Below are 21,811 nucleotides of genomic sequence, written 5' to 3'. Positions count from 1 at the left end.
TGCCCGATCATCTGTCCACGTTAACCGATCTCTACCGTTATGATAACCTACAATTAATATGAGTATCGCTACGTTAAAATCTGAGAATTCTTTAAGCTTGGCATGGATCATCTGCTGGAGGGTGCAATCGAGTTTGTATCCAAAATCGTCTTGTTTGTCGAATGGAATCGTTTTCTGGATAACGGCTATCGTTCAAATCAAGACGTAGGCAAGTTGCTCGACCAATAGGTGTAGTTCCTTCTATTATAACACCCTTATCTTGCCAGACAAAATGCTCCGCCCACTTCTGTTTACGGGGATTAAAAATGGGAACAGTCTCCTGAGTCTCTGGATCAATTCCAGCTACAAAGTTGTAGCGTCTCTCATTGCAACGACGGCAGGCAAGGGCAAGATTGTCGAGTGCATCAGAACCACCCAAAGATTTGGGAACGACATGATCGATAGTAAATCGATTAGCACTCAACCGTTCTGGAGAGTGGCAATACTCGCAGATATAGTTGGCACGCTCTCGAATAGCCTGCTTGAGTTCATCACTGATTGGCATGTTGAGCAGCAAGCATCGCGTTAATGTGAGTAAAAATATGATCTAGTTCTCCAATCGCATCTAATTCAGCAATTTCATCAGGAGTGATTTGATCGGCTTTTTTCTTCTCCAGAAGACTCTCCATTCGCAGTTGAAGAGACTCACTGAATTTGAATAAATTCCAGTTGCCAACTTTTTCAAGCCGGATTTCGTGAATTAGAGAAGATGGTTTATTAAGAGTTGTAACCATTTAACCCCCATTGCACTTCAGGGAAGATTCTACCTGGGTCAAGCTTGAGCGGTGATTGTATTTCACTCATCGCATGTGTTCCTTTTTAGCTGACTCTACATTCTCTCTCTTAAGTTAGCATTATTTCTTCATTTTCCCGAATCGCCATTTCAATTTCTTCTGGATAAGCCTCAGCATAACGCCAAGCATTAACCACATCGATCGCGCTCAAACCGGGAAAAGCTTTTAAAATCTGGGCATTAGTCATTCATAAACGGCGATCGCATACCAATGAGCAAACCGGAATGCGCGTTTTCTCAATTCCAGACTCAAACTCAGGTTGAACAGAAATTAGTTAGAGAGGATGGATTTAATCGAACATTCCCCATGACCGATCGCCGATCGCCCATTCCCGGTTTAAACTAATAGATCCCACTCACATTCGGTAACACTTGGATTTATGGCCTTTTCCTCCATCTTGCGAACCTTGCGGCGATCGCCTCTAACGCAAGAGCTGCTAACTAAACTGGGCGACAACCGCTCCTTAGAACTTCAGGGAATTCCCCGGTTTCCCAAGGGTTTAGTTGCGTCTGCCCTCTCCCAAGCCGAATCTCGCTCCTTGCTGGTGGTGACGGCAACCATGGAAGAGGCGAACCGATGGACGGCGCAGCTAGAAGCTATGATAAAAGCTTTCCGTTTCAGGTTTCAAGACTTGAATTTGATGTTGTTAAAATTATCACGTTATATGAACCAGCCCCAGACCAATGGATTGATAATCGCAGGAGGAAAAGCAATGTTTAAATGTCATGTTTGTGGCTCAACGGAGTCTCATGTAGAGCAAGTGAGTGAGGTTTTGAAGATCCAGGGAAATTTCTATCTCGTTGAAAATATTCCAGCGACGGTTTGTTCTCGTTGTGGGGAAGAAACATTTAGTCGGGAAACAACAGAGCGGGTTCGAGTGATGCTACATCAAGGAGACAAACCTATTCGATCGCTCGCTCTAGATGTTTTTTCCTTTGATGAGGCGGTTTGAATTTATAATTTATAGGGTCTCATCTCTCATTCCTCATGACCGATCGCCGATCGCCCATTCTCGGTTTAAACTAATAGATTGGACTCACATTCGGTAACCGTTGGATTTATGGCCTTTTCCTCCATCTTGCGAACCTTGCGGCGATCGCCTCTTACGCAAGAACTACTGACTAAACTCGGCGACAACCGCTCCTTAACCCTTCAGGGAATTCCCCGGTTTCCCAAGGGTTTAGTTGCCTCTGCCCTCTCCCAAGCGGAATCTCGCTCCTTGTTGGTGGTGACGGCAACGATGGAGGAGGCGAACCGATGGACGGCGCAATTAGAAGCTATGATAAAAGCTTTACGTTGAAACAAATCATACTCTTTCTGAAATGACCCCATCAAACCCTACATCCAATATCCTGCAATACGAATCAACGATTTGGTCTACGGCTGACCTGTTGCGGGGTTGTGGCATCAAGGAATCAGAATGGCCGTCCTATATGATGCCGTTCTTTGCCCTAGTCATGATTGAGAGCCGTTTGCTGCGGATGTTTGATCAGTTAAAGGCGGAACTGGGGGAAGAGACTCTCTTTGAGATTGAACCGGATGATTTGAGCGAGTTAATTCAAGATAAGGGACAAGGCTACAACGTCTATATTTTTGAGAAAAGCCAGACTTTAAAGGACATCTGCCAGAACGATAAAGCTTTTGATATTGACTTTGATGCCTATCTGAAAGGATTTGACGGGGAAACGAGAGATTTGTTGGGGGTGGATGCTTTTGAGGGGGAAAAGTACCTCGATATCAAAGGAGCGATCGCCACACTGAAAGGGAAGAAGGTGCTGTTTAGCTACGTCAAAGAGTGGAGTAGCATTGACCTAAAGCCCTTTAATAACTCAGATATTACCACCCTAGAAGAACATATCAAGCGCCGTTGGGCGGATATTTCTGCGGATACAGCAGGGGAACAGTACACCCCGGATGATGTGATCGCCCTGATTGCGGAGATTATCGCGTCAAAGATTGAGGACTCAGATCGCCTACTGAAAATTTATGACTGTACCTGCGGGGGGGGAAATCTGCTGTTTGGGGTGGAAGACCGGATTAAGGCAAAGGTCAACCGCTTCACTCAGACGTTTGGGCAAGACTGGAATGATCCCCTTTACGCCCTTGCCAAGATTGAAAGTCGGTTTCGGGTGGATTCTAAAATCGAGCATGGCAACACCCTGACGGATGACAAGTTCTACAACGATGAGTTTGATGTAGTGATTGCCAATCCGCCTTATGGGGTGGACTGGAAGGGGTTTCAGAAGGATATCCGCAACGACAAGACCCAACGCTTTCAGTATTTGCCCTCGGTATCAGATGGGCAGTTGTTGTTTATGCAGCATCTGATCTCGAAGATGAATGAAACAGGTATGGGTGTTGTGGTTCACAATGGCTCGACGCTGTTTAGTGGGGATGCGGGGTCAGGGGAAAGCAATATTCGGAAGTGGATGCTAGATAATGACCTTGTGGAAGCGGTGATTCAGTTGCCGACGGATGAGTTTTTTAATACGGGGATTTATACTTATTTGTGGGTGCTGAATAAGCAGAAACCCGATGAACGAAAGGATCGGGTGATGTTGATTAATGCCAGTGAAAAGTTTAAGCCGTTGAAGAAAAATAAAGGCTCTAAGCGGAAAGAGGTGGATGAGGTGAACCGTTTAGAGATTGTGGCAACGTTGGCGCAGTGGGCAGATAATGACTATGCCAGGGTGTTTGATAAGGAGTTTTTCTATTTTAATAAACAGGCGATTATGCTCACAAATGTGGATGAGCAGGGGAGAACGTTTGCTAGTCGCCTCAAGGAGGGTAAAAAAAGTTTGAAGCTAAACCCCATCAAGTTGGACAATGGAGAGCGATCGTTAACGGAGTTTGAGATTATGGTTACTCCTGACTCGTTTGATAAGGGGGGTGGCGACAGCCGGGGGGATTTGGCGACCTATTTTGAGCAGGAGATTAAGCCGTTTATCAGTTCGTTGGACTATAAAGAACAGCCGTTGGTGGTGACGACGGAAAAAGAGCAATACAGCTTTGATAATGACCAAGAAACGCTGATTAAGGAGGCGTTGGGTAAGCGGGAGGCGTTGGGCTGTGGAAAAATTGTGGTGAAGTCGTCGTTTAAGAAAAAGACGAAAACGAAGCCCGAAAGTATTGTAATTACGGTGGAGTTAATGCCGGATACTCAGAAGGATTATGAGATTATTCCCTATCATCGTGACCCGGATGAGAATTGGGCGGGGATTGAAGCATTTATGGCGAAGTACATTACGAAGCCGTTTGAGTATTTGGATAATGTGGTGGGGGTGGAGATTAATTTTAATAAGGTGTTTTATCAGCCTGAGCAGTTGCGAAGTGTGGAAGAGATTTTGGGTGAAATAGATTCTCTGAATGATGAGTTAAAGTCACTTGAGGAGGAACTTTCACTATGAAGCTTTACTCTGCTCCTCATACGAAATATAAAGACAGTGATAATGAGTGGGATGAGTTTATACCTGCTGATTGGGATGAGAAAAGAGTTAAAGACATCTTTAACTTAATCACTGATACAGCACCCGAAAATAATGACTTTGAGCTTCTTTCGCTATATGCAAGCATTGGTGTCAGACCTCGTAAGGAAATGGAACAACGAGGCAATAAGGCTGTTACTACTGACGGTTACTGGATGGTCAAAAAAGGTGACATTGTTGTTAACAAGCTCTTAGCTTGGATGGGAGCAATAGGACTATCAGAATATGAAGGTGTGACCAGTCCTGCTTATGACATCTTGCGGAAAGCCAGTGACCAAGTAGACGAGAGATTTTACACCTATCTATTTAGAACGGAAAAGTCGCAAGCAATCTTCAAACGGCATTCACGGGGCATCATGGATGTCAGATTGCGTTTGTACTTTGATAAGTTTGGCGCAATCACTGTCCCCTTTCCATCAATATCTGAACAGAAAAAGATCGCCCACTACCTCGACACCAAAACCGCCCAGATCGATCGCCAAATTGACCTGCTCACCCAAAAAGCCCAACGCTATGAGGAATTGAAGCGATCGCTTATCAATGAAACCGTTACACGCGGTCTTGATAAGTCTGTTCCGATGAAAGATAGCGGCATTGACTGGATCGGCGAAATCCCTAAACATTGGGAAGTGACAAAGTTATCAAAAACTCTCAAAAAGCTGACCAATGGCTATGTGGGGCCAACACGAGAAATAATGAAAGAAAGTGGAGTTCCTTATATTCAAGGAATTCATATTAAAGATAACTCAGTGAAATTCACACCTGATGGTTATTACTACGTTGATAGAGAGTGGTCTAAAAAACACCCAAAATCAATCTTGAAAGAAGATGACATCTTGGTTGTTCAAACAGGTTCCATTGGTCAAGTTGGTATAGTGCCCAAAGAATTTGAAGGTGCTAATTGCCATGCGTTGTTGATCTTGAGAGTTATTGATTCATGTTTCCTAGCTAAATATCTACTTTACTCACTTGTCAGTCAATGTGGATTTATATCACTTCATAGGATAACAACAGGAGGGATACTACTACATATCAACGGTTCAAAATTAAAAGGTGTTGAGGTGGTTATACCTCCTCTTGAAGAACAACTCAAAATAAGTTCATATCTCGACACCAAAACTGCCCAAATAGACCAAATTATCCAAACCATCAACACCCAAATCGAAAAACTCCAAGAACTCCGTAAAACCCTAATCAACGATGTTGTCACAGGCAAAATTAAAGTAACTGAAAATTGAAAATGGAGAATTAACCATGAACGTGATTCAACTACGGCAAAAAATTGACCACCAACTTAACAGCCTTTCCCCCCAATGGCTCATCCTAATTAGCAACCTCCTCGACTCCATTCAAACCCTCACCGCAAAAGGCGAACTACCAAAACTTGAAGAAACCACCCTCAAACGCAACAAATGCGCCCAAGACTTACTCAAATATGCCAACACTTGGCAAGGTGATGACCTCGAAGAGTGTCTAAATTTTGTGATAGAAACTCGCTCAAAATCACAGTTTTAGCCACCATGTCTTACCTACTCGACACCAACCACTGTAGCGACATCATCAACGGCAACCCACAGGTGATAGAAGCACTAAAAGAGCGATCTGATAGTACCATTAGCATCAGCATTATTACTCATGCCGAACTTCTCTACATGGCAGACAAATCAGAGCGAGTCAACGAAAATCGCAAAATAGTTGAGGCTTTTCTGCAAAATCTTGATCTATAGCAAACCTAAATGAGTTGTGTAATGGCTGCCCCTCATCCCCCTACCCCCTTCTCCCACAGGAGAAGGGGAAAAGTCCCTCTCCCGTGGGAGAGGGATTTAGGGAGAGGGCTTTTTCTATTTCACAACTCAAATGGACTTGCTATATATCTAATCGACGAAACAACCGCCAATATCTACAGTCATCTTAAAGCCAGTATTTTTAGACACTTTGCCCCGAAAGAAAAAGCCAAACGTCGAGGAGCTAACATCTACAATCTCGGCTTTACCGATCACGATCTATGGATTGTTTCCACAGCCCTGCAACACAGCTTAACTCTTGTGTCGGCAGACAATGACATGAAACGAATTCAAGAAGTCCAACAGTTTTCCCTAGAATCATGGCGATAAGGAATATAACTTATGTCTGAACTTCATCTACAAGAAAAATTTCTCGTCCCGTTCATCAAAACCGAACTAGGCTACCGGGAAGTCAAACCCAACACTGTTACCAACTCCCTCATCATTGAAGATGATCTACAAGAGTTTATCTCTAACACCACCCTGAACCAAAAGCCCTACGAAACCCTACTGAGAAAATACAACGGCAACGCCCAAACCCTGCTCGCCGACCTGCTCGAACTCATCCAAGAACGAATCGCCAGCAGTCGGAACATGGCGCTGTTCATCAACGCTAACAAATCCGTTACCCTACATGGCGTTAAGCTCCATCTGTTCTACACCGATGACAGCGTGATTCACGATAGCGACCTATTCAAGCAAAATATCTTTTCCGTCATTCAAGAACTGCCCTATAAATACGACTATCAAGGCAAACAGATTTTTTCCTTCCGTCCTGACCTCAGCTTTTTTGTGAATGGCTTGTATCTGGGCTATAGCGAACTGAAAGCCAACTTCAGCAACCAAACCGCCAAGAAAAACGGACGGGGCAAAGTTTCCAAAGACTACTTTGAAGCCGTCAGAAAATATTACGAAATCTTCGATCAAAACCCTCATCTGAGCGAATCCGAAAAAGCCCACTACCGCAAAGACTTCCTCAAAATCTTTGAAAAAGCCATTCACATCACCACCACCGACATTGCCGAAACCTACATTATCCGCACCATTGACCAATTCTTTGATGAAGTCCTAGACACCTGTAAAAAAGGCAAATTCGATCGAGAGGACTACACCAAGAAAGTTCTACAAGACTTCAAACCCTATCCCCTGCTCAACCCTCACGCCGACAAAAAAGACAAACTGAAAGAACTTTTTAGCTACCACTACGGCAAAAGCTTCATTGAAAAAGAAATACTCTACTACAACTTCATCGAGCGGGAAGTTTGCACCATCAACGGTCGCAAAGAACTCAAGGACGAAAAAGGACAACTGATTTGCCCCCGTCCCAAACAAAAATTTGGCACAGATAAGATTCTGGCAAAAATTGACGAATTTTTAGCCCACGAACTCGAAGATGATTATTTCATTCACCAACTAGAGCAACAACTAGCCCAGGTTGCTCCAACCAAACGCGCCGAACTGATTGAAAAGCGTAAAGCCTACGCCAATAATAAAAACGTCTATTCCCTATTGCTGCAATACGCCGCCGGGTTTGGTAAATCCAATATTATTGGCTGGACTGCACTGCAACTGAAAGACCTGCGCCGCAATGGTACTTATGTTTACGATAAAGTTATGATTGTGGTCGATCGCCTCCAACTCCGCAGCCAGATTGATGCCAAAATGCGGAACATGAACATTGAAAAGTCCATGTTCCTAGAAGCCCACGACAAAAAGACGTTTCAAAAAGCCCTCACCTCGGATAAGCGCTTAGTCATCATCAACCTGCAAAAATTCCAAGACGTGCAAAAAATTCTCGATGCTGACACCCTCCAAAGACTGGCCGAACTCCGGATCGTCTTCCTCATTGATGAGATTCACCGCTCCAATAGTGGCAGCCAACACGAAGAAATGATCAATATCTTCGATGAGTTACAAACCCCCTTTGACGCAAACCGCCAATATAATCTCATCCGCACCAAGAAAAACCTACTCATCGGTTTCACTGCCACCCCAGACGATAACACCCTGGCACGCTTCGGAGAATTTAGCGGCTATGCCGAAAGCGAAAAACTGTGGGTTCCTTTTGACTCCTACACCATGAATGAAGCGATCAAAGATGGGTTTATCCTCAACCCCATCAAAAATATCGTTCCCGTTGCCTCAAAAATGCTGTTCGATCTTCCCCGCAACCCGCTAGAGGGTTTTGAGGAACCCAACTACAAAGACATTGATAAAAAGCAAATCTATGAACAACGCGATCGCATAGACGCAATTAGTAAATATATAGCGGATTTACTGGTTAAAGATGTCTATCGACAAATCCGAGGCACAGGCAAAGCCATGTTAGCGGTGTACTCCATCCAAGCCGCCCGACTGTATGCTCAGGCCGTTAAACGTCACTTTCAGGCCATCACCCAACAGCCCAAATACGCAAAATACGCCGATGCTCCGATCTATGTCGTTTACTCCAGCAGTCAAGACCAGCAAAGCGCTACTGGGTTAAATGATGGACTCAGCGAAGAAAAAGTCTTAGAAAACTTTGCCCTCAAAAAAAATGGCTTAATTATCGTCGTTGCCAAGCTACAAACCGGATTTGATGAGCGGCGACTCCATACCCTATTCCTTGATAAAGAAATCAGAGGTATTGCCGCCATTCAAGCCATTTCACGGGTTGACCGCACAGCCAAATATAAAAACGACTGTAAGATCGTTGACTTCTCTTACAATAATGTCAACGTCCAAACGATCAAAGATGCCTTTGAGCATTTCTCTGATGTGGTGGTGAGTGACTTTGACCCGTTCAGCGATCGCCGGGTGCTAGAGATCCTCTTTTCAGAACTCAAAAAGTCTGGAGTATATAACCAGTTTTTTGACCGATTTCTTCACATCTTTAACGACAATGCCAAACGCAACGATCCAGAAAGCTATCTGGATTTAGAAAGCAGCATTGAAAACCACATCTGGGCCGACCCTCAGCATACCGCCGATGCCAAAGCAAAAGCAGCGCAATACTTCACCCTCCTTAACCGTATTGAGTATGTGATCGCGATCGATGAAAAGTACAAGGAACCCAGCTTTTTAGCCTTCCTACGCCTCTTCAATCGGCTCTATAATCAGCACCACCGTACTGATGATATCAAAGACGCGATCGAAGTTTACTTTGACAATCAAATCGGTATTGTCGAAGTTGAAGCCCAAGAAAAGAAACCTAAGAAAAAACAAGAAACTAAAGTGGCCAAGGGTAAAGAACCGGGTCAAACTGCCTACCCATTTAATATCCTAGAAATTATTGAAGCCCGTAATGAGCAAGAGGATCTCAAAGCCGCACGCATTAAGGAATTTGAGACCAAGATTCGCGATTTCTTTCAATATGTCAGGGACTCTGAAGAGGGTAAACGCCTGATTATTAAAATTAATTCTGATGTATCTGAAGATGAAATTTATGAAGATTTTGCTAAGATTTATCGAAAGTACAAAGCCACTAAGCGGAAAACTGTAGGAGACTATTTCTTCAAAGAAATGGAAGATCTGGTGAACAAACTCTGTGATGACTTTGAGCATACGGTTAGTCACTCTAGAGCATTTCACTAACCAGAGGAGCTGTTCCTCTATTTTAAAGGGTCTCATCTCTCATTCCTCATGACCGATCGCCAATAACCCATTCCCGGTTTAAACTAATAGATCGCACTCACATTCGGTAACACTTGGATTTATGGCCTTTTCCTCTATCTTGCGAACCTTGCGGCGATCGCCTCTTACGCAAGAGCTACTGACTAAACTCGGCGACAATCGATTCTTAGAACTTCAGGGAATTCCCCGATTTCCCAAGGGTTTAGTTGCGTCTGCCCTCTCCCAAGCGGAATCTCGCTCCTTGTTGGTGGTGACGGCAACTATGGAGGAAGCCAACCGATGGACGGCGCAGTTAGAAGCTATGGATTGGCAAAGTGTCCTATTTTACCCAACTACAGAAGCGTCGCCCTATGAATCCAGCCCTCCGGAACCGGAGATGGTTTGGGGACAGATGCAGGTGTTGGCGGAGTTGGTGTTAGGTAATACCGAGCGTCAACGGGCTATTGTTTGTACGGAGCGGGCGCTACAGCCCCATTTGCCGCCCCTAGAGGCGTTTAAACCCTATGCTCTGCGGTTGCAAAAGGGAGATATTTGGGAGAGTAAAGCGCTGGATCGGAAGTTAAGTCAACTCGGTTATGAGCGGGTGACCTCCGTGGAAACCGAGGGGCAATGGAGTCGCCGAGGGGACATTGTGGATATTTTCCCTGTGGCTTCCGAGTTGCCGGTGCGCCTGGAATGGTGGGCAACGGAGGGGGATGGGGATGCAGTAGAGAAGATTAAGGAACTCGATCCGGCTACGGGGCGATCGCTCGATCCGATCCCAGAAGTCATTTTAACGCCCACTGCCTTTACGCCCATCATTGAGGAAGCACTCACGGATCTGGGGGTGGAAACCTTGCCGGAATTCTCCTCAGCCTATTTAGGGTTGGGCTTTGATACACCTGCTTCCCTGTTGGATTATTTACCCCAAAATAGTCTGATTGCGATCGATGAACCCGCCCAATGTGAGAGTCATAGTAATAATTGGGTCAATCATATCGAAGAGCAGTACGAAAGCTTACAAGAAGTCGAAGGGGTGGGTAAAGTGCCCCCGATTCATCGCTCCTTTGCCCAGTCCTTAACTCCCGTTCAAGACTACCCTTGTCTGTACTTATCGGAACTGGCTGAAAGTAAAATAACTAACGGGCTGAATGTCGCCAGTCGCCCGGTTCCGGTTCTCCCCCATCAGTTTGCCAAACTCGCGGAAACCCTGAGAGAAGAAAGCAAAAATCGCACGTTAATCTTTGTCATTTCTGCCCAACCCTCGCGATCGGTTTCCTTGCTGCAAGAACATGATTGCGCGGCAAAATTTATACCCAATCCCAAGGATTATCAGGCGATCGATTCTCTGCAAGTCCACTATACCCCGATCGCCCTCAAATATTCCGGAGTCGCCGAGCTAGAAGGCTTTGTGCTGCCGACATTCAAGATTATGGTGGTGAGCGATCGCGAATTTTATGGACAACATAGCCTCGCCACCCCCAGCTACATCCGCAAACGTCGCCGCGCTGCCTCCAAACAAGTCGATCCCAATACTCTCAAACCCGGCGATTATGTCGTTCACAAAAGCCATGGGATCGGACGGTTTATAAAATTAGAAAAGCTCACCGTCAGTGAAGAAACCAGAGAATATTTAGTCATCAAATATGAAGATGGCTTACTCCGCGTCGCCGCCGATCAAGTCGGATCATTATCTCGCTTTCGCTCCACCGATGGCAAGCGCCCAACCTTACATAAATTAGCGGGGAAAACTTGGGAGAAAACCAAAAACAAAGTCCGCAAAAACATCAAGAAGTTGGCTGTAGACTTGCTCAAACTCTATGCAGCTAGAGCAGAACAGGAAGGATTTCAATTTCCCCCGGATTCCGCTTGGCAAGAGGAATTAGAAGACTCCTTTCCTTACCAAGCCACTCCCGATCAACTGAAGGCAACCCAGGATATTAAACGGGATATGGAATCCCCGCGCCCCATGGATCGCTTGGTTTGTGGCGATGTGGGATTTGGGAAAACTGAAGTGGGGATTCGCGCCATTTTTAAGGCGGTGACGGCAGGAAAACAGGTGGCGTTTTTAGCTCCAACGACGATTTTAACCCAGCAACATTATCACACCCTCAAAGAACGATTTGCCCCCTATCCGATTGAAATTGGACTATTAAACCGCTTTCGCACTCCCACGGAACGCAAGGAGATTCAACAACGGTTAGCCACGGGGGAATTGGATGTGGTGATTGGTACTCAGGCACTGTTGAATAAAGAGGTAAAATATCGAGATTTGGGCTTATTGGTGGTGGATGAAGAGCAACGGTTTGGGGTGAATCAGAAGGAGAAAATTAAGGCGCTGAAAACCCAGGTGGATGTCTTAACCCTCAGTGCAACCCCCATTCCCCGCACCCTCTATATGTCCTTGTCAGGGGTGCGGGAGATGAGTTTGATTACCACCCCACCGCCGTCCCGTCGCCCGATTAAAACCCATTTGGCGGCGTATAATTTGGAGGCAGTCCGCACGGCGATCCGTCAGGAGTTGGATCGGGGGGGACAGGTGTTTTATGTGGTTCCCAGGGTTGAGGGAATTGAGGAGATCAGTACCCGGATTCGGAAGACGGTTCCAGGGGTGCGATTGGCGATCGCCCATGGACAGATGCCAGAAACGGAACTCGAAGCAACAATGCTCAGTTTTAGCGACGGGGAAGCCGATGTGCTGGTTTGTACTACCATCATTGAATCAGGTTTGGATATTCCCCGCGTCAACACTATTTTAATTGAGGATGCCCATAAATTTGGCTTGTCGCAATTGTATCAGTTACGGGGGCGCGTCGGCCGGGCGGGAATTCAAGCCCATGCCTGGCTCTTTTATCCAGATCGCCGCACCTTACCGGAAGCCGCTCAAAAACGCCTGCGAGCGATCCAGGAATTTACTCAATTAGGCTCTGGGTATCAGTTAGCCATGCGAGATATGGAAATTCGCGGAGTCGGTAACCTCTTGGGGGCAGAACAGTCCGGACAGATGACGGCGATTGGCTTTGATTTATACATGGAAATGTTACAAGAATCGATTCAGGAAATCCAAGGTCAGGAGATTCCCCAAGTCGATGATACCAGTATCGATCTACCGATTACGGCGTTTATTCCTGCCGATTATATCCCCGACATGGATCAGAAAATGAGAGCCTATCGCTCCGTAGCGGCGGCGGGTTGTGGTGATGAATTACGCTTAATCGAGATGGAATGGGGCGATCGCTACGGAACCATTCCCCAACCCGCGCAACAACTCATCCGCGTCATGGAACTCAAACAACTGGCCAAATCCCTCGGTTTTTCCCGCATTAAACCCGACGGAAAACAGCACGTTGTGTTAGAAACTCCCATGGAAGAACCCGCTTGGAATCTATTAAAAGAAAAACTCGATCGCCGCTTCCATGCTCGCTTTGTCTACAGTCCCAAAAAAGTCACCGTGCGCGGCTTAGGGGTGTTCAAACCCAATCAACAACTGGATCAGTTAATTGGCTGGTTTACCCAAATGCAAGCCGCTTTGACAATGAACAATGAATAATTAACAATTTTACTCGAAATTTAGTGGTAAGTGGGCAGGGCATACCCCTCTTCTGTTACTATCCGGGTTCGATGAATAGGAAATCTGCCAATTACCCCTCTTCTGTCACTATCCGATAGTGAAGATAGAATAAAATAGAGTATCAATAGCTAAAAGCGAGATAGAGCAATGGATGTAGAGTTACAGATCTTAAAACATTTGCCCAGATCGCCAGAAACCACGGTTTCGGTTGTCGATCAATATTGTGACTCTTATCAAGAGATGTTTGCTGATGTGAGAAGTTATGAATATTTTAAATACTTGCATTTAGGAATTATTTCTCCTATCCCCAGAAAGTACTTTCCGGAAATTGCTGATGAATTGAGAGATTATGGCTTTAATATTAAATTAGTATTAGCAGATAGTCTCTATGGTGAAGGGAGTGAATTTGTGAGAAAATTAGAGGAACATAACTTATGCTATATTGTATCAATTAGGAGTAACCATGGAGTTCTAATGCCAAGTCATGAAAGGGTTAGGGAGAATAGGTGGTATAAATTCAAGAGAGTTTTGAGCGATCAAACCTCAGAAGAGCGCTACATTAGAGAGATTATATTTGGTCACCGAAGAAGACGAACTTATTGGCAAATAACGACAGATACTTCTTATAGATTAACTCAATATGCCCAGATTGAAAAATGGTGGGAGATGATCATGAGTGCTTATCTAATGATTAGCTTGAATAGTCAACCATTTTTGTCATTAAATAATTCAGAATCCCAGAAGATAAAAAGTGCTAAAGTTCAAGTAGATTGTTCTGTCCACTCACAGTGGGATCGCTCTGGCGGTTGGAAAAGTATCTTGAAGAATTTTCGTTTACTGATTCAGCCGACCCTTCTGTTCTGGTCAATTGTTCCGTGGTTAGATGTGGTTCCGAGTTCTTATTTATTACGAGGATTTAATAAATTGATTAACGGTGTTAATCAATTTGAATCCTTTTATCCTTCCGGATAATTGGCAGATTTCCTATTCATTGAACCCGGAGAGTGACAGAAGAGGTTATCCAAAAATTTTTAATCAGCGCTGGCACAATCCGCTCACTGGCCAACCTGCCGCCAAACAGGTTTCGGGCCACCGGCCCCAGTTGCAAGGCTGCTGCCCCGCCCATGATGAATAGGTTGCAGCCGGCCCAGCGCAAATGAGAGTCAAGGACAGGCAATCCGTTGATTACGGGCAGGGGATGGGTTGCACGAACATCAGACAATAGCGACCAGTGGTTTACATCCAGGGTGGTTCCGGTGGCCAGCCAGATGCGGTTGATGGGCCGGTGGGCAATGCAATCATGGACATCCGATTGATTGCAGGTCACTTTCCAGGCATTTCCCTTCCACTGTGCTGACTGAACTTGGCACTGTTCGTAAAATGACAGCTTGCCTTCCCGCTCCAGTCGTCGCAGTTTGGTGAAAATGGCGGGGGTGAGGGAGCCACCATTGCGGGCGGATTGAATCATCTGCCAACGGGTTTCCCAATCAGGTTCGGCGTGGAATCCCTTGAGGTATTTGGGCCCAAGCCATCCCGGTTCGGCATCAAAGATCTTTTCGTAGAAGGTGCGCCGCGCCATCATGATGACCTGTGCGCCACGGGCGATCGCCCCCAATGCCAGATGCCCACTGGTGAGTCCACTGCCGACAATCAGCACTCGCTCTCCTGCTAACCGCAGCCCTCGCAGATCGATCTGGTGGGAATGGAGCAGGCGATCCCTTGGATAGGTAAACGGCAGCGTCCGCGCCCATTCGGGAAGGTTGGGCGTACCACCGGCGATCGCCAGCACCACCCGCTTGGCCGTTAGACATCGGCCATCTGCCAGTCCCAGGCGAAACCGTTGCTTTCCCTTGGAGATAAACCCTTCAAGCTGGTCTACTCTTGCTGGAATCACCCGATCCTGGAGTTCCCACCGACGAATGACCTCCTGGCAAAACTCTTGAAATAGCTGAGTTCCAGGCAAATCGTAAGGCGGAAATAGCTCATCTGCTCGCCTTTCTGCAAAAGAGCGAAGGGCGTAGGGATTGGGGTCGGGATGATGCACTGCGGGCGATCGCAGATGGGGAATCTCCAATGCCGCAAACTGTTGGTTCCACTGGCGCAGCCAATCCCCCGCCGGATCGAGTACCACAAAACGCTTGTGCATCGACTTTTTCTTTTGCAGCAGGTGAGTGACCAGGGTTAACGCTTGGGGCCCTGCACCAATGATGGCGATGTCTACCTTGTCTAGTGTTCCATTTGAGGGGGCCGTCTTCCAATTACACATCACTTTCCAATTCATGGATTATACAATAATGATAATCATTCTACTTTCTGTAATTTTATCTTAAGGCAAGACTGAATGGAATCCATGACGTTGATTGCGATCGCCTCATTCGTGCTGATGCCAATACCCTGACTTACCGACCATCTTGCTCTAGTTCAAAGCCTCGATCATCACTAGACCACCCTCGATTGCTTGGATTCGCAAATCATAACCTCGCAATAGCTGCATTCCAATCAGAGGAATCGTCTCTGACTCATTGATATAAACCTCACGGTATTGCCCGTCCCAAATTACCAGCCCAAGGTAAACTTCAAAAGTACAAAAAGTTCCATCGCCTAATGTCGCCATATCTCGACCTTCCCAACTGAGTGCTAATGTCGAGATCATGTCTGCTGGCAGGGTTAAAAAACCAGAGAAGCCTGTATCAATTACGGCATCTACCCTTTGCGTTGTCTGATTATTCCTAACGGCGATCGCCAACATCGCTTCACAACCCTGATTCACACGCCCTTGCATCATTGCTTTGGTCTCAAACTCCGTGCCCCAAAATGATCAACTGCTGGATGTCCAATGCGAACAAACCAGGTTTGAGCATCTGATACTCTTGCTGAGAGCCGTTTTGATGCTGTTAGTAGATCGTCAGCGATCTCAAAAGCTCCAGTTTCAATGTCGATCGCCACAATTTTTCCTGGGTTGCCTTCTTCGACCTGTTGACGCACCTGAGACTCATAAATCTCATCGCCACGTCGAGCAAACTCTTCTTTGCTATAGCGGGGTTGACGAACTGCCATAGACTGAACCTCGGTTCCAATATTGTCCCTAAATTTTATCCTAAGCAGAAAAGAAGGGTTAGGAGATAACCAAACTGCTCAAAAGTTTAATTCCCAACGATTGCCCTTCAATCGATGGGCGATCGCATGGCTGAACACAGAAGGGTTGCACAGAATACCTTAACTTAATATGATAATCATTATCATTCTATTTCTTCAATTTCCACTGTGAAACCCGATCGAATGGATGCCATGATTGCGATCGCCGGGCCGCCCGGTAGTGGCAAAACCACCTGGATCAGTCAGTTCCTCCAAGACCAGAGCCGTCCCCTGTTTTACTGCTGTCCAGGGATGGGAGCCTGTTTAGTTGACCAGGCGCGGATTGCCTATCGCTTTCCTTGGGTGAATTTAATCCCTGAAAGTCAAGCGCCCCAAGTGTTAACCGGCCTACCAGAACAAGCTCTGGTTTATTTTGAGCTAGGATTTCACCTGGATTTAGCCTCACCCTTTCTAGCGTCGCTGCCCTGTCATCGGGTCGCAGTGCTGCCTCCTGGTCTGAAGGAATCAGATTGGCATGACTGGGCGGATGAAGTGATTCCCGGAAATGATATCCCAGTTCCTGACCTATTACCAGATTTGTGGCGATCGCCTTTAACCGGACAGGTCTTCGATGCCCCCAGTTTAGACGAGATTTTGATTGAACTGACCGGCGGCGCTTACGGACAGGCACAGCGCGTCAAGGGTATTTTTGAACTGCCCGATGGACGGGCCTTTTACGTGGATTTTGTGGACGGCTTGTCCGGAATCGAATACACCGAATTGAGTATTCCCCGTTGGCTAGAGGGCCGTCCCGAACGCTTCAGTGGCCTTGAGGTTGTAGGCTGGAACCTAGAACAGGAGACCATGGCCCAAACCCTGTTGGATGGGTGTTTATCCGATGGAGCGATCGCCCAATACCAGGAACACTACAAAGCAATTATTTCCGATCAAACCAACCCAGAGGAGAGTGTCTTAACATGAAACTAGCTGTCATTTCCTGCATTCACGGCAACTATGAAGCCTTAAATGCCGTATTATCTGATATCGACGATCGCAACGCAGACCAGATTTATTGCCTGGGGGATCTCGTCGGTTATGGCCCCCATCCCAACGCCGTCGTCGAAATGATTCGCTCCCTCGATATTCCCACCGTTCAGGGCTGTTGGGATGAAGATATTGTCGAGGGGTTGAATGCCTGCGAATGCAGTTATCCGTCTCAATTAGCAGAGAAACGAGGACGACTAGCCCATGAATGGACAAACAACACCATTCATCCAGAGGTGCGTGAGGTTCTGGCAACACTCCCCATGACCCTACGACTGGATAATCTTTGCTTTGTCCATGGCAGTCCCAATAGCCAACACGAATACCTGCTGCCCAGCATGGATGGCTTTGCGGCACTCGAACGAGTCCTTTCGACAGATGCCGATGTTTTGTTCTGCGGTCATACCCATGTGCCCTATGTGCGGAACCTAGAAGATGGAACCTTAACTGTCAGAGTTGACCAACCCGGTAAAGAGGGGTCACAAACCCAGTTCAAAACCCCCTTAAAGCAAATTGTGAACGCTGGATCAGTCGGAGAACCCCGGCATGGTCGCCCCAATGCCACCTATGTTCTTTATGACACCGATACAGCACAGGTAGAACTCAGAGAAGTGCCCTACGACTACGAAAAAACCTGTGCCGACATCATTGCCAAGGGTCTGCCGCCGATCTTTGCCTGGCGGTTGGCGCGGGGTATGGAGTTTGCAGAACGGGCAGACGATCCGAGTCATGTGTGCCAGCGATGAGCGGATACTGATTCTTGTGGTAAAGGGAAAGGAGGATTAAATTAAGGAGGAAAAACAATTCACTATCCCAGAACATTCAGTGAATCGGAGATCTAACCATGCAAACCATCCAGTTGAAAGCCTCTGTTGATGATAACGGCATCCTCCAGATTCAACTCCCCGACCATCCAGGAGAAGAACTAGAAATCTTATCAGAAAAATGGGTTGAACACCCCGTCCTAAAAGGACGGCTTTGCGGTACAATAAAGTTGGTCACTGACCCACCCGCGACGATGGAAACAGAAAGCCTAACTTCAAAGCTTGCGGAATCCGCAACGGCGCAGAAAAATCGGTAGACCGGGAAAAGAGGATGGGGCAATGGGCAGTCCAAACCTCCACAATGCCCTGATGATTGAACGGCGCACGTTTTTGGAAATGCCCCGTTGGTCGGCTATCTGGCGCGAAACCCAGGGAACTCTCAGCCAGTTTTTCACCAATGCGATTCCTATCTTTGTGGCGATCGCGGCGATCGCCTCTGTATTGGACGAATTTGGTGTCATCACTGCTCTAGCGGGATGGATTAATCCCCTAATGGGGCTGTTTGGCCTGCCTCCAGAAGCCGCTCTACCGGTTATTTTGGCCTCGATTCGCAAAGACGGACTGCTGCTCTTTGCCGAACCAGAGACCCTAGCGCTACTAACCCCTCTGCAAATCTTGACGGGGGTTTACCTGGCCGGGGTGTTGCTGCCCTGTTTGGTGACAGCACTGACCATTGCCCGCGAACAGTCGGTGCGGTTTGTGGTGGGGCTGATGGGGAGGCAGGCGATCGCGGCGATCGCCTTTTCGATGCTTCTGGCCTGGGGAGGCAACCGGTTGTAACGGCTGTAGTTGGCCACATTATGCAATAATGATTATTGTTCTCATTTTTTTTGTGCTAATGTCATCACCATTTGCTGCCCGGACTTCAGTTGAAGCTGTCGAAGAAGGGATGCTCTTGGCTCCTAAGTTTGACGCGAATGGACTCATCCCCGTTATCACCACGGATGCTGCAACCGGCGAGGTGCTGATGCACGCCTATATGAATGAAGCGGCGTTGCTAAAAACCCTTGAAACCGGCGAAGCCCATTACTACAGCCGCAGTCGTCAGCAGCTCTGGCACAAAGGCGCGACGAGTGGGCTGGTGCAAACTGTGCAGCAATTGCTGATTGATGATGACCAGGATTGTCTGTGGATGAAGGTCACAGTAGCTGGAACAGGAGCCAGTTGCCATGTGGGGTATCGCTCTTGCTTTTACCGTCAGGTTTCTCCTGGTGAGGGCGATGTTAAGGCGAGTCGGCCCATTTCGCTCACCTTTACGGAAACCATCAAAACTTTTGACCCTGTTGCTGTCTATGGGGATGCTCCCAATCCTACTCAACTTTGAACCAAGGAAGGCAATGAGTGGGTAAGCAGGTCAAATTCAAGGAGGTGAGCAGATGCAATGGGCTATTTTGAGCGGAATTGAGGGAAATTTAGCCGCGTATGAGGCGGTGTTGCAGGATATTCGACGACAGCGCAGCCCAGTCACTGACCTCTACATCATTGGGGATGTGGTGGGGCTGAAGGGGGATAATGAGGCGACGATTAAGCGGTTGAGATCGCCCCGCACTGGGGAGCTAGAACCCCAAATTTGTATCGGTTGGTGGGAAGAGCAATGCTTTAGTCTGCATGGGCTGAGTGGGTTGCAAGATGCCCCGGAACTGATGGCAGAGTTTGGCGGCGATGGGGTCAAGCAACTCTGGGATTCGGTATCGCGGGAGTCGGTGGGGTGGTTGCGATCGCTCCATTTTGGCTTTCATGAACTCGATTGCTTGCTGATTCATGGCAGTATCGTCAGCTATGCTGATGAACTGACACCGAATACGCCTGCGATTCAGTTGTGCGATCGCCTGATTCGTGCCGATGCCAATACCTTGTTTTGTGGGCGATCGGGACTAGCTTTTGAATGCTGGATTGAACCCCAACAATTACGCTCAACCGTCACAACCCTAGACGGAACGCAAGAGCCGAAAGATCAAGGGAAAACACCCCGTCGTGTGGTAGGGGTTGGCTCCGTGGGACGAACTCCGAGGCAAGCCACTTACACCCTCTATAACCCTGGTAATAATGATGTGACCTTTAGAAAAGTTTCTTATAGCCCTGCCAAGGGTTTTGGTGTTTCCAAAGTGTAGCGATCGCCAATAAATAGTTTATGGATCAATATTTTTTAGGACTTATAGCGCAAAGCGCTATACTGGGATAATTTTTGGTTTTTTTGTGCCCCAAAAATTATCCCAATGGGTAAGTTTTGATTTAGATAGAATAGGGGGTTTTCTCGATATTTGCTATGCTCCCAACCGGGATAAATTACCTATTTTTTTGATTGAATTATGAGCATTTCCAGTCATATATAGCAAACCTAAATGAGTTGTGTAATGGCTGCCCTGCTTGCCCTGAGCGAAGTCGAAGGGAGCGAAGTCGAAGGGAGAAGGGGGAAAAGTCCCTCTCCCACGGGAGAGGGATATAGGGAGAGGGCATTTCCAGTTGCACAACTCATTGAGACTAGCTATAGTGTGGTACTGTTAAAATGATAATCATTCTCACGCTAGGTTTATGCTGACTCAATCAAGCCAGACTGCTTCTGACGAGACATTTGCTAATGCTGCAAATGTCACTAGCCCTTCTAGTGAATCTGCTGCTGATTCGTCCATTTCTCAAGTCCACCGTCCCCGTCGTCTGCGTCGCACGGATGCGCTGCGGCGGATGGTGCGGGAAACCGTGCTGACGGTAGATGACCTGATTTATCCCCTGTTTGTGATGGAGGGGGAGGGAGAGCAGGAAGAAGTGCCTTCGATGCCGGGTTGTTTCCGCTATTCCCTGGATTTGCTGCTAGATGAAGTGAAAGCGGCTCACGAGCTGGGGATTGGGGCGATCGCTCTCTTCCCCCTCATTCCCCATCCCCAAAAAGACAACGTTGGAAGCGAAAGCTACAATCCTGATGGCTTAATTCCCCGTGCGATCCGCGCCATCAAGCAGGCAGTTCCCCAAATGCTGGTGATGACTGATGTGGCCCTCGATCCCTACAGCAGTGAGGGCCATGATGGCATTGTCAAAGATGGGCAGATTCTCAACGATGAAACCGTTACCGTGCTGGTCAAACAAGCTCTGATGCAAGCGGAAGCTGGAGCCGATTTTGTGGCTCCATCGGACATGATGGATGGGCGAGTCGGAGCCATTCGCCAGGCACTCGATGCAGAAGGCTGGATCAACGTGGGGATTCTCGCCTATTCCGCCAAATATGCCTCCGCTTACTATGGGCCATTTCGGGATGCCCTAGATTCAGCCCCCAAGTTTGGCGACAAGAAAACTTATCAAATGGATGCAGCAAATGCCAGAGAAGCCCTGAAGGAAGTGGAGCTAGACATTGCAGAAGGGGCAGACATAGTAATGGTGAAACCCGCTTTGGCCTATCTGGATGTGATTCGTCGTATTAAGCAACACACGAATCTCCCCGTTGCTGCTTACAATGTCAGTGGGGAATACTCCATGATCAAAGCGGCAGCGCAGCAGGGTTGGATTGATGAACAAAAAGTGATGCTAGAAACCCTAACCAGCATGAAACGGGCAGGTGCTGATCTGATTTTGACTTATTTCGCTAAAGCTGTTGCCCTGGCGTTGCAGACTT

22 protein-coding genes and 3 pseudogenes are annotated in these 21,811 nt (G+C 47.1%); 19 read left to right on the top strand and 6 right to left on the bottom strand.

Going from position 1 to position 21,811, the window contains the following annotated elements; all coding sequences use genetic code 11:
- Positions 1 to 91 precede the first annotated feature (91 nt).
- From PMG25_RS09545 to PMG25_RS09535, 3 genes are all read right to left on the bottom strand, one after another.
- The gene (locus PMG25_RS09545; RefSeq protein WP_283766668.1) at positions 92 to 544 is read right to left on the bottom strand and encodes an HNH endonuclease; all 453 of its coding nucleotides are present in this window, start codon (positions 542 to 544) and stop codon (positions 92 to 94) included.
- Positions 531 to 773, bottom strand: a complete 243-nt coding sequence (locus tag PMG25_RS09540) for a hypothetical protein (RefSeq protein ID WP_283756091.1) — start codon at positions 771 to 773, stop codon at positions 531 to 533. The genes PMG25_RS09545 and PMG25_RS09540 overlap by 14 nt, the downstream gene beginning before the upstream one ends.
- 109 nt (positions 774 to 882) lie before the next feature.
- Positions 883 to 1,020, bottom strand: a complete 138-nt coding sequence (locus PMG25_RS09535; protein WP_283766667.1) for a DUF433 domain-containing protein — start codon at positions 1,018 to 1,020, stop codon at positions 883 to 885.
- 23 nt (positions 1,021 to 1,043) lie between these two features.
- On the opposite strand from PMG25_RS09535, the gene PMG25_RS09530 reads away from it, so the two are divergent.
- The 12 genes and pseudogenes from PMG25_RS09530 (at position 1,044) to PMG25_RS09480 (ending at position 14,236) form a co-directional block, all read left to right on the top strand.
- Positions 1,044 to 1,178: a hypothetical protein gene (locus tag PMG25_RS09530; protein ID WP_283766666.1), complete on the top strand. Its 135-nt coding sequence runs from the start codon at positions 1,044 to 1,046 to the stop codon at positions 1,176 to 1,178.
- Positions 1,179 to 1,212: 34 nt separating this feature from the next.
- Positions 1,213 to 1,434, top strand: a pseudogene (locus PMG25_RS24635) (hypothetical protein); the annotation flags it as partial.
- Positions 1,432 to 1,785, top strand: a complete 354-nt coding sequence (locus PMG25_RS24630; RefSeq protein WP_430540956.1) for a YgiT-type zinc finger protein — start codon at positions 1,432 to 1,434, stop codon at positions 1,783 to 1,785. The pseudogene PMG25_RS24635 and the gene PMG25_RS24630, both read left to right, overlap by 3 nt.
- Positions 1,786 to 1,893: 108 nt before the next feature.
- Positions 1,894 to 2,115 (top strand): annotated as a pseudogene (locus tag PMG25_RS09520) (hypothetical protein); the annotation flags it as partial.
- 40 nt (positions 2,116 to 2,155) lie between these two features.
- Positions 2,156 to 4,240, top strand: coding sequence for an HsdM family class I SAM-dependent methyltransferase (locus PMG25_RS09515; protein ID WP_283766663.1), 2,085 nt, complete (start codon positions 2,156 to 2,158; stop codon positions 4,238 to 4,240).
- Positions 4,237 to 5,556, top strand: coding sequence for a restriction endonuclease subunit S (locus tag PMG25_RS09510; RefSeq protein WP_283766662.1), 1,320 nt, complete (start codon positions 4,237 to 4,239; stop codon positions 5,554 to 5,556). The genes PMG25_RS09515 and PMG25_RS09510 overlap by 4 nt, the downstream gene beginning before the upstream one ends.
- A gap of 16 nt (positions 5,557 to 5,572) precedes the next feature.
- Positions 5,573 to 5,833: a hypothetical protein gene (locus tag PMG25_RS09505; RefSeq protein ID WP_283766661.1), complete on the top strand. Its 261-nt coding sequence runs from the start codon at positions 5,573 to 5,575 to the stop codon at positions 5,831 to 5,833.
- Positions 5,834 to 5,838: 5 nt separating this feature from the next.
- Positions 5,839 to 6,045, top strand: a complete 207-nt coding sequence (locus PMG25_RS09500; RefSeq protein ID WP_283766660.1) for a PIN domain-containing protein — start codon at positions 5,839 to 5,841, stop codon at positions 6,043 to 6,045.
- Between the two features lie 21 nt (positions 6,046 to 6,066).
- Positions 6,067 to 6,432, top strand: a complete 366-nt coding sequence (locus PMG25_RS09495; protein WP_283766659.1) for a PIN domain-containing protein — start codon at positions 6,067 to 6,069, stop codon at positions 6,430 to 6,432.
- A gap of 12 nt (positions 6,433 to 6,444) precedes the next feature.
- Positions 6,445 to 9,675, top strand: a complete 3,231-nt coding sequence (locus PMG25_RS09490) for a DEAD/DEAH box helicase family protein (protein WP_283766658.1) — start codon at positions 6,445 to 6,447, stop codon at positions 9,673 to 9,675.
- A gap of 121 nt (positions 9,676 to 9,796) precedes the next feature.
- Entirely contained in the window at positions 9,797 to 13,243 is a 3,447-nt protein-coding gene (mfd, locus tag PMG25_RS09485; protein ID WP_283766657.1) for a transcription-repair coupling factor, read from the top strand.
- A 168-nt stretch (positions 13,244 to 13,411) separates the two neighbouring features.
- A complete protein-coding gene (locus tag PMG25_RS09480; RefSeq protein ID WP_283766656.1) occupies positions 13,412 to 14,236 on the top strand; it encodes a transposase in 825 nt (274 codons plus the stop codon).
- A gap of 16 nt (positions 14,237 to 14,252) precedes the next feature.
- On the opposite strand, the gene PMG25_RS09475 is transcribed toward PMG25_RS09480, so the two are convergent.
- The 3 genes from PMG25_RS09475 to PMG25_RS09465 form a co-directional block, all read right to left on the bottom strand.
- On the bottom strand, positions 14,253 to 15,545 hold the full coding sequence (locus PMG25_RS09475; protein WP_283766655.1) for a SidA/IucD/PvdA family monooxygenase: 1,293 nt from the start codon (positions 15,543 to 15,545) through the stop codon (positions 14,253 to 14,255).
- A gap of 135 nt (positions 15,546 to 15,680) precedes the next feature.
- Positions 15,681 to 16,049 carry a hypothetical protein gene (locus tag PMG25_RS09470; protein ID WP_283766654.1) on the bottom strand — a complete coding sequence of 123 codons (369 nt, stop codon included), beginning with the start codon at positions 16,047 to 16,049 and terminating at the stop codon, positions 15,681 to 15,683.
- The gene (locus tag PMG25_RS09465) at positions 16,046 to 16,321 is read right to left on the bottom strand and encodes a hypothetical protein (protein WP_283766653.1); all 276 of its coding nucleotides are present in this window, start codon (positions 16,319 to 16,321) and stop codon (positions 16,046 to 16,048) included. Before PMG25_RS09465 ends, PMG25_RS09470 begins: the two co-directional genes overlap by 4 nt.
- A gap of 207 nt (positions 16,322 to 16,528) precedes the next feature.
- Between PMG25_RS09465 and PMG25_RS09460 the strand changes: the two genes are divergently transcribed.
- From PMG25_RS09460 to hemB, 7 genes and pseudogenes are all read left to right on the top strand, one after another.
- On the top strand, positions 16,529 to 17,320 hold the full coding sequence (locus tag PMG25_RS09460; RefSeq protein ID WP_283766652.1) for a CobW family GTP-binding protein: 792 nt from the start codon (positions 16,529 to 16,531) through the stop codon (positions 17,318 to 17,320).
- Complete coding sequence (locus tag PMG25_RS09455) at positions 17,317 to 18,129, top strand: metallophosphoesterase family protein (protein ID WP_283766651.1); 813 nt, start codon at positions 17,317 to 17,319, stop codon at positions 18,127 to 18,129. Before PMG25_RS09460 ends, PMG25_RS09455 begins: the two co-directional genes overlap by 4 nt.
- A gap of 98 nt (positions 18,130 to 18,227) precedes the next feature.
- Complete coding sequence (locus PMG25_RS09450; RefSeq protein WP_283766650.1) at positions 18,228 to 18,464, top strand: hypothetical protein; 237 nt, start codon at positions 18,228 to 18,230, stop codon at positions 18,462 to 18,464.
- Positions 18,465 to 18,507: 43 nt separating this feature from the next.
- Positions 18,508 to 18,987, top strand: a pseudogene (locus PMG25_RS09445) (nucleoside recognition domain-containing protein); the annotation flags it as partial.
- Positions 18,988 to 19,045: 58 nt separating this feature from the next.
- Entirely contained in the window at positions 19,046 to 19,531 is a 486-nt protein-coding gene (hisI, locus tag PMG25_RS09440; RefSeq protein ID WP_283766648.1) for a phosphoribosyl-AMP cyclohydrolase, read from the top strand.
- A gap of 52 nt (positions 19,532 to 19,583) precedes the next feature.
- Positions 19,584 to 20,318 carry a metallophosphoesterase family protein gene (locus tag PMG25_RS09435; RefSeq protein ID WP_283766647.1) on the top strand — a complete coding sequence of 245 codons (735 nt, stop codon included), beginning with the start codon at positions 19,584 to 19,586 and terminating at the stop codon, positions 20,316 to 20,318.
- Between the two features lie 421 nt (positions 20,319 to 20,739).
- Positions 20,740 to 21,811: porphobilinogen synthase (gene hemB, locus PMG25_RS09430; RefSeq protein WP_283766646.1), on the top strand; the 1,072-nt coding region annotated here is incomplete at its 3' end.

It is taken from the genome of Roseofilum capinflatum BLCC-M114, from assembly GCF_030068505.1.
GTDB lineage: Bacteria > Cyanobacteriota > Cyanobacteriia > Cyanobacteriales > Desertifilaceae > Roseofilum > Roseofilum capinflatum.
The sequence above is the reverse complement of the archived record's forward strand: the minus strand, read 5'-3'. Positions and strand labels throughout refer to the sequence as shown.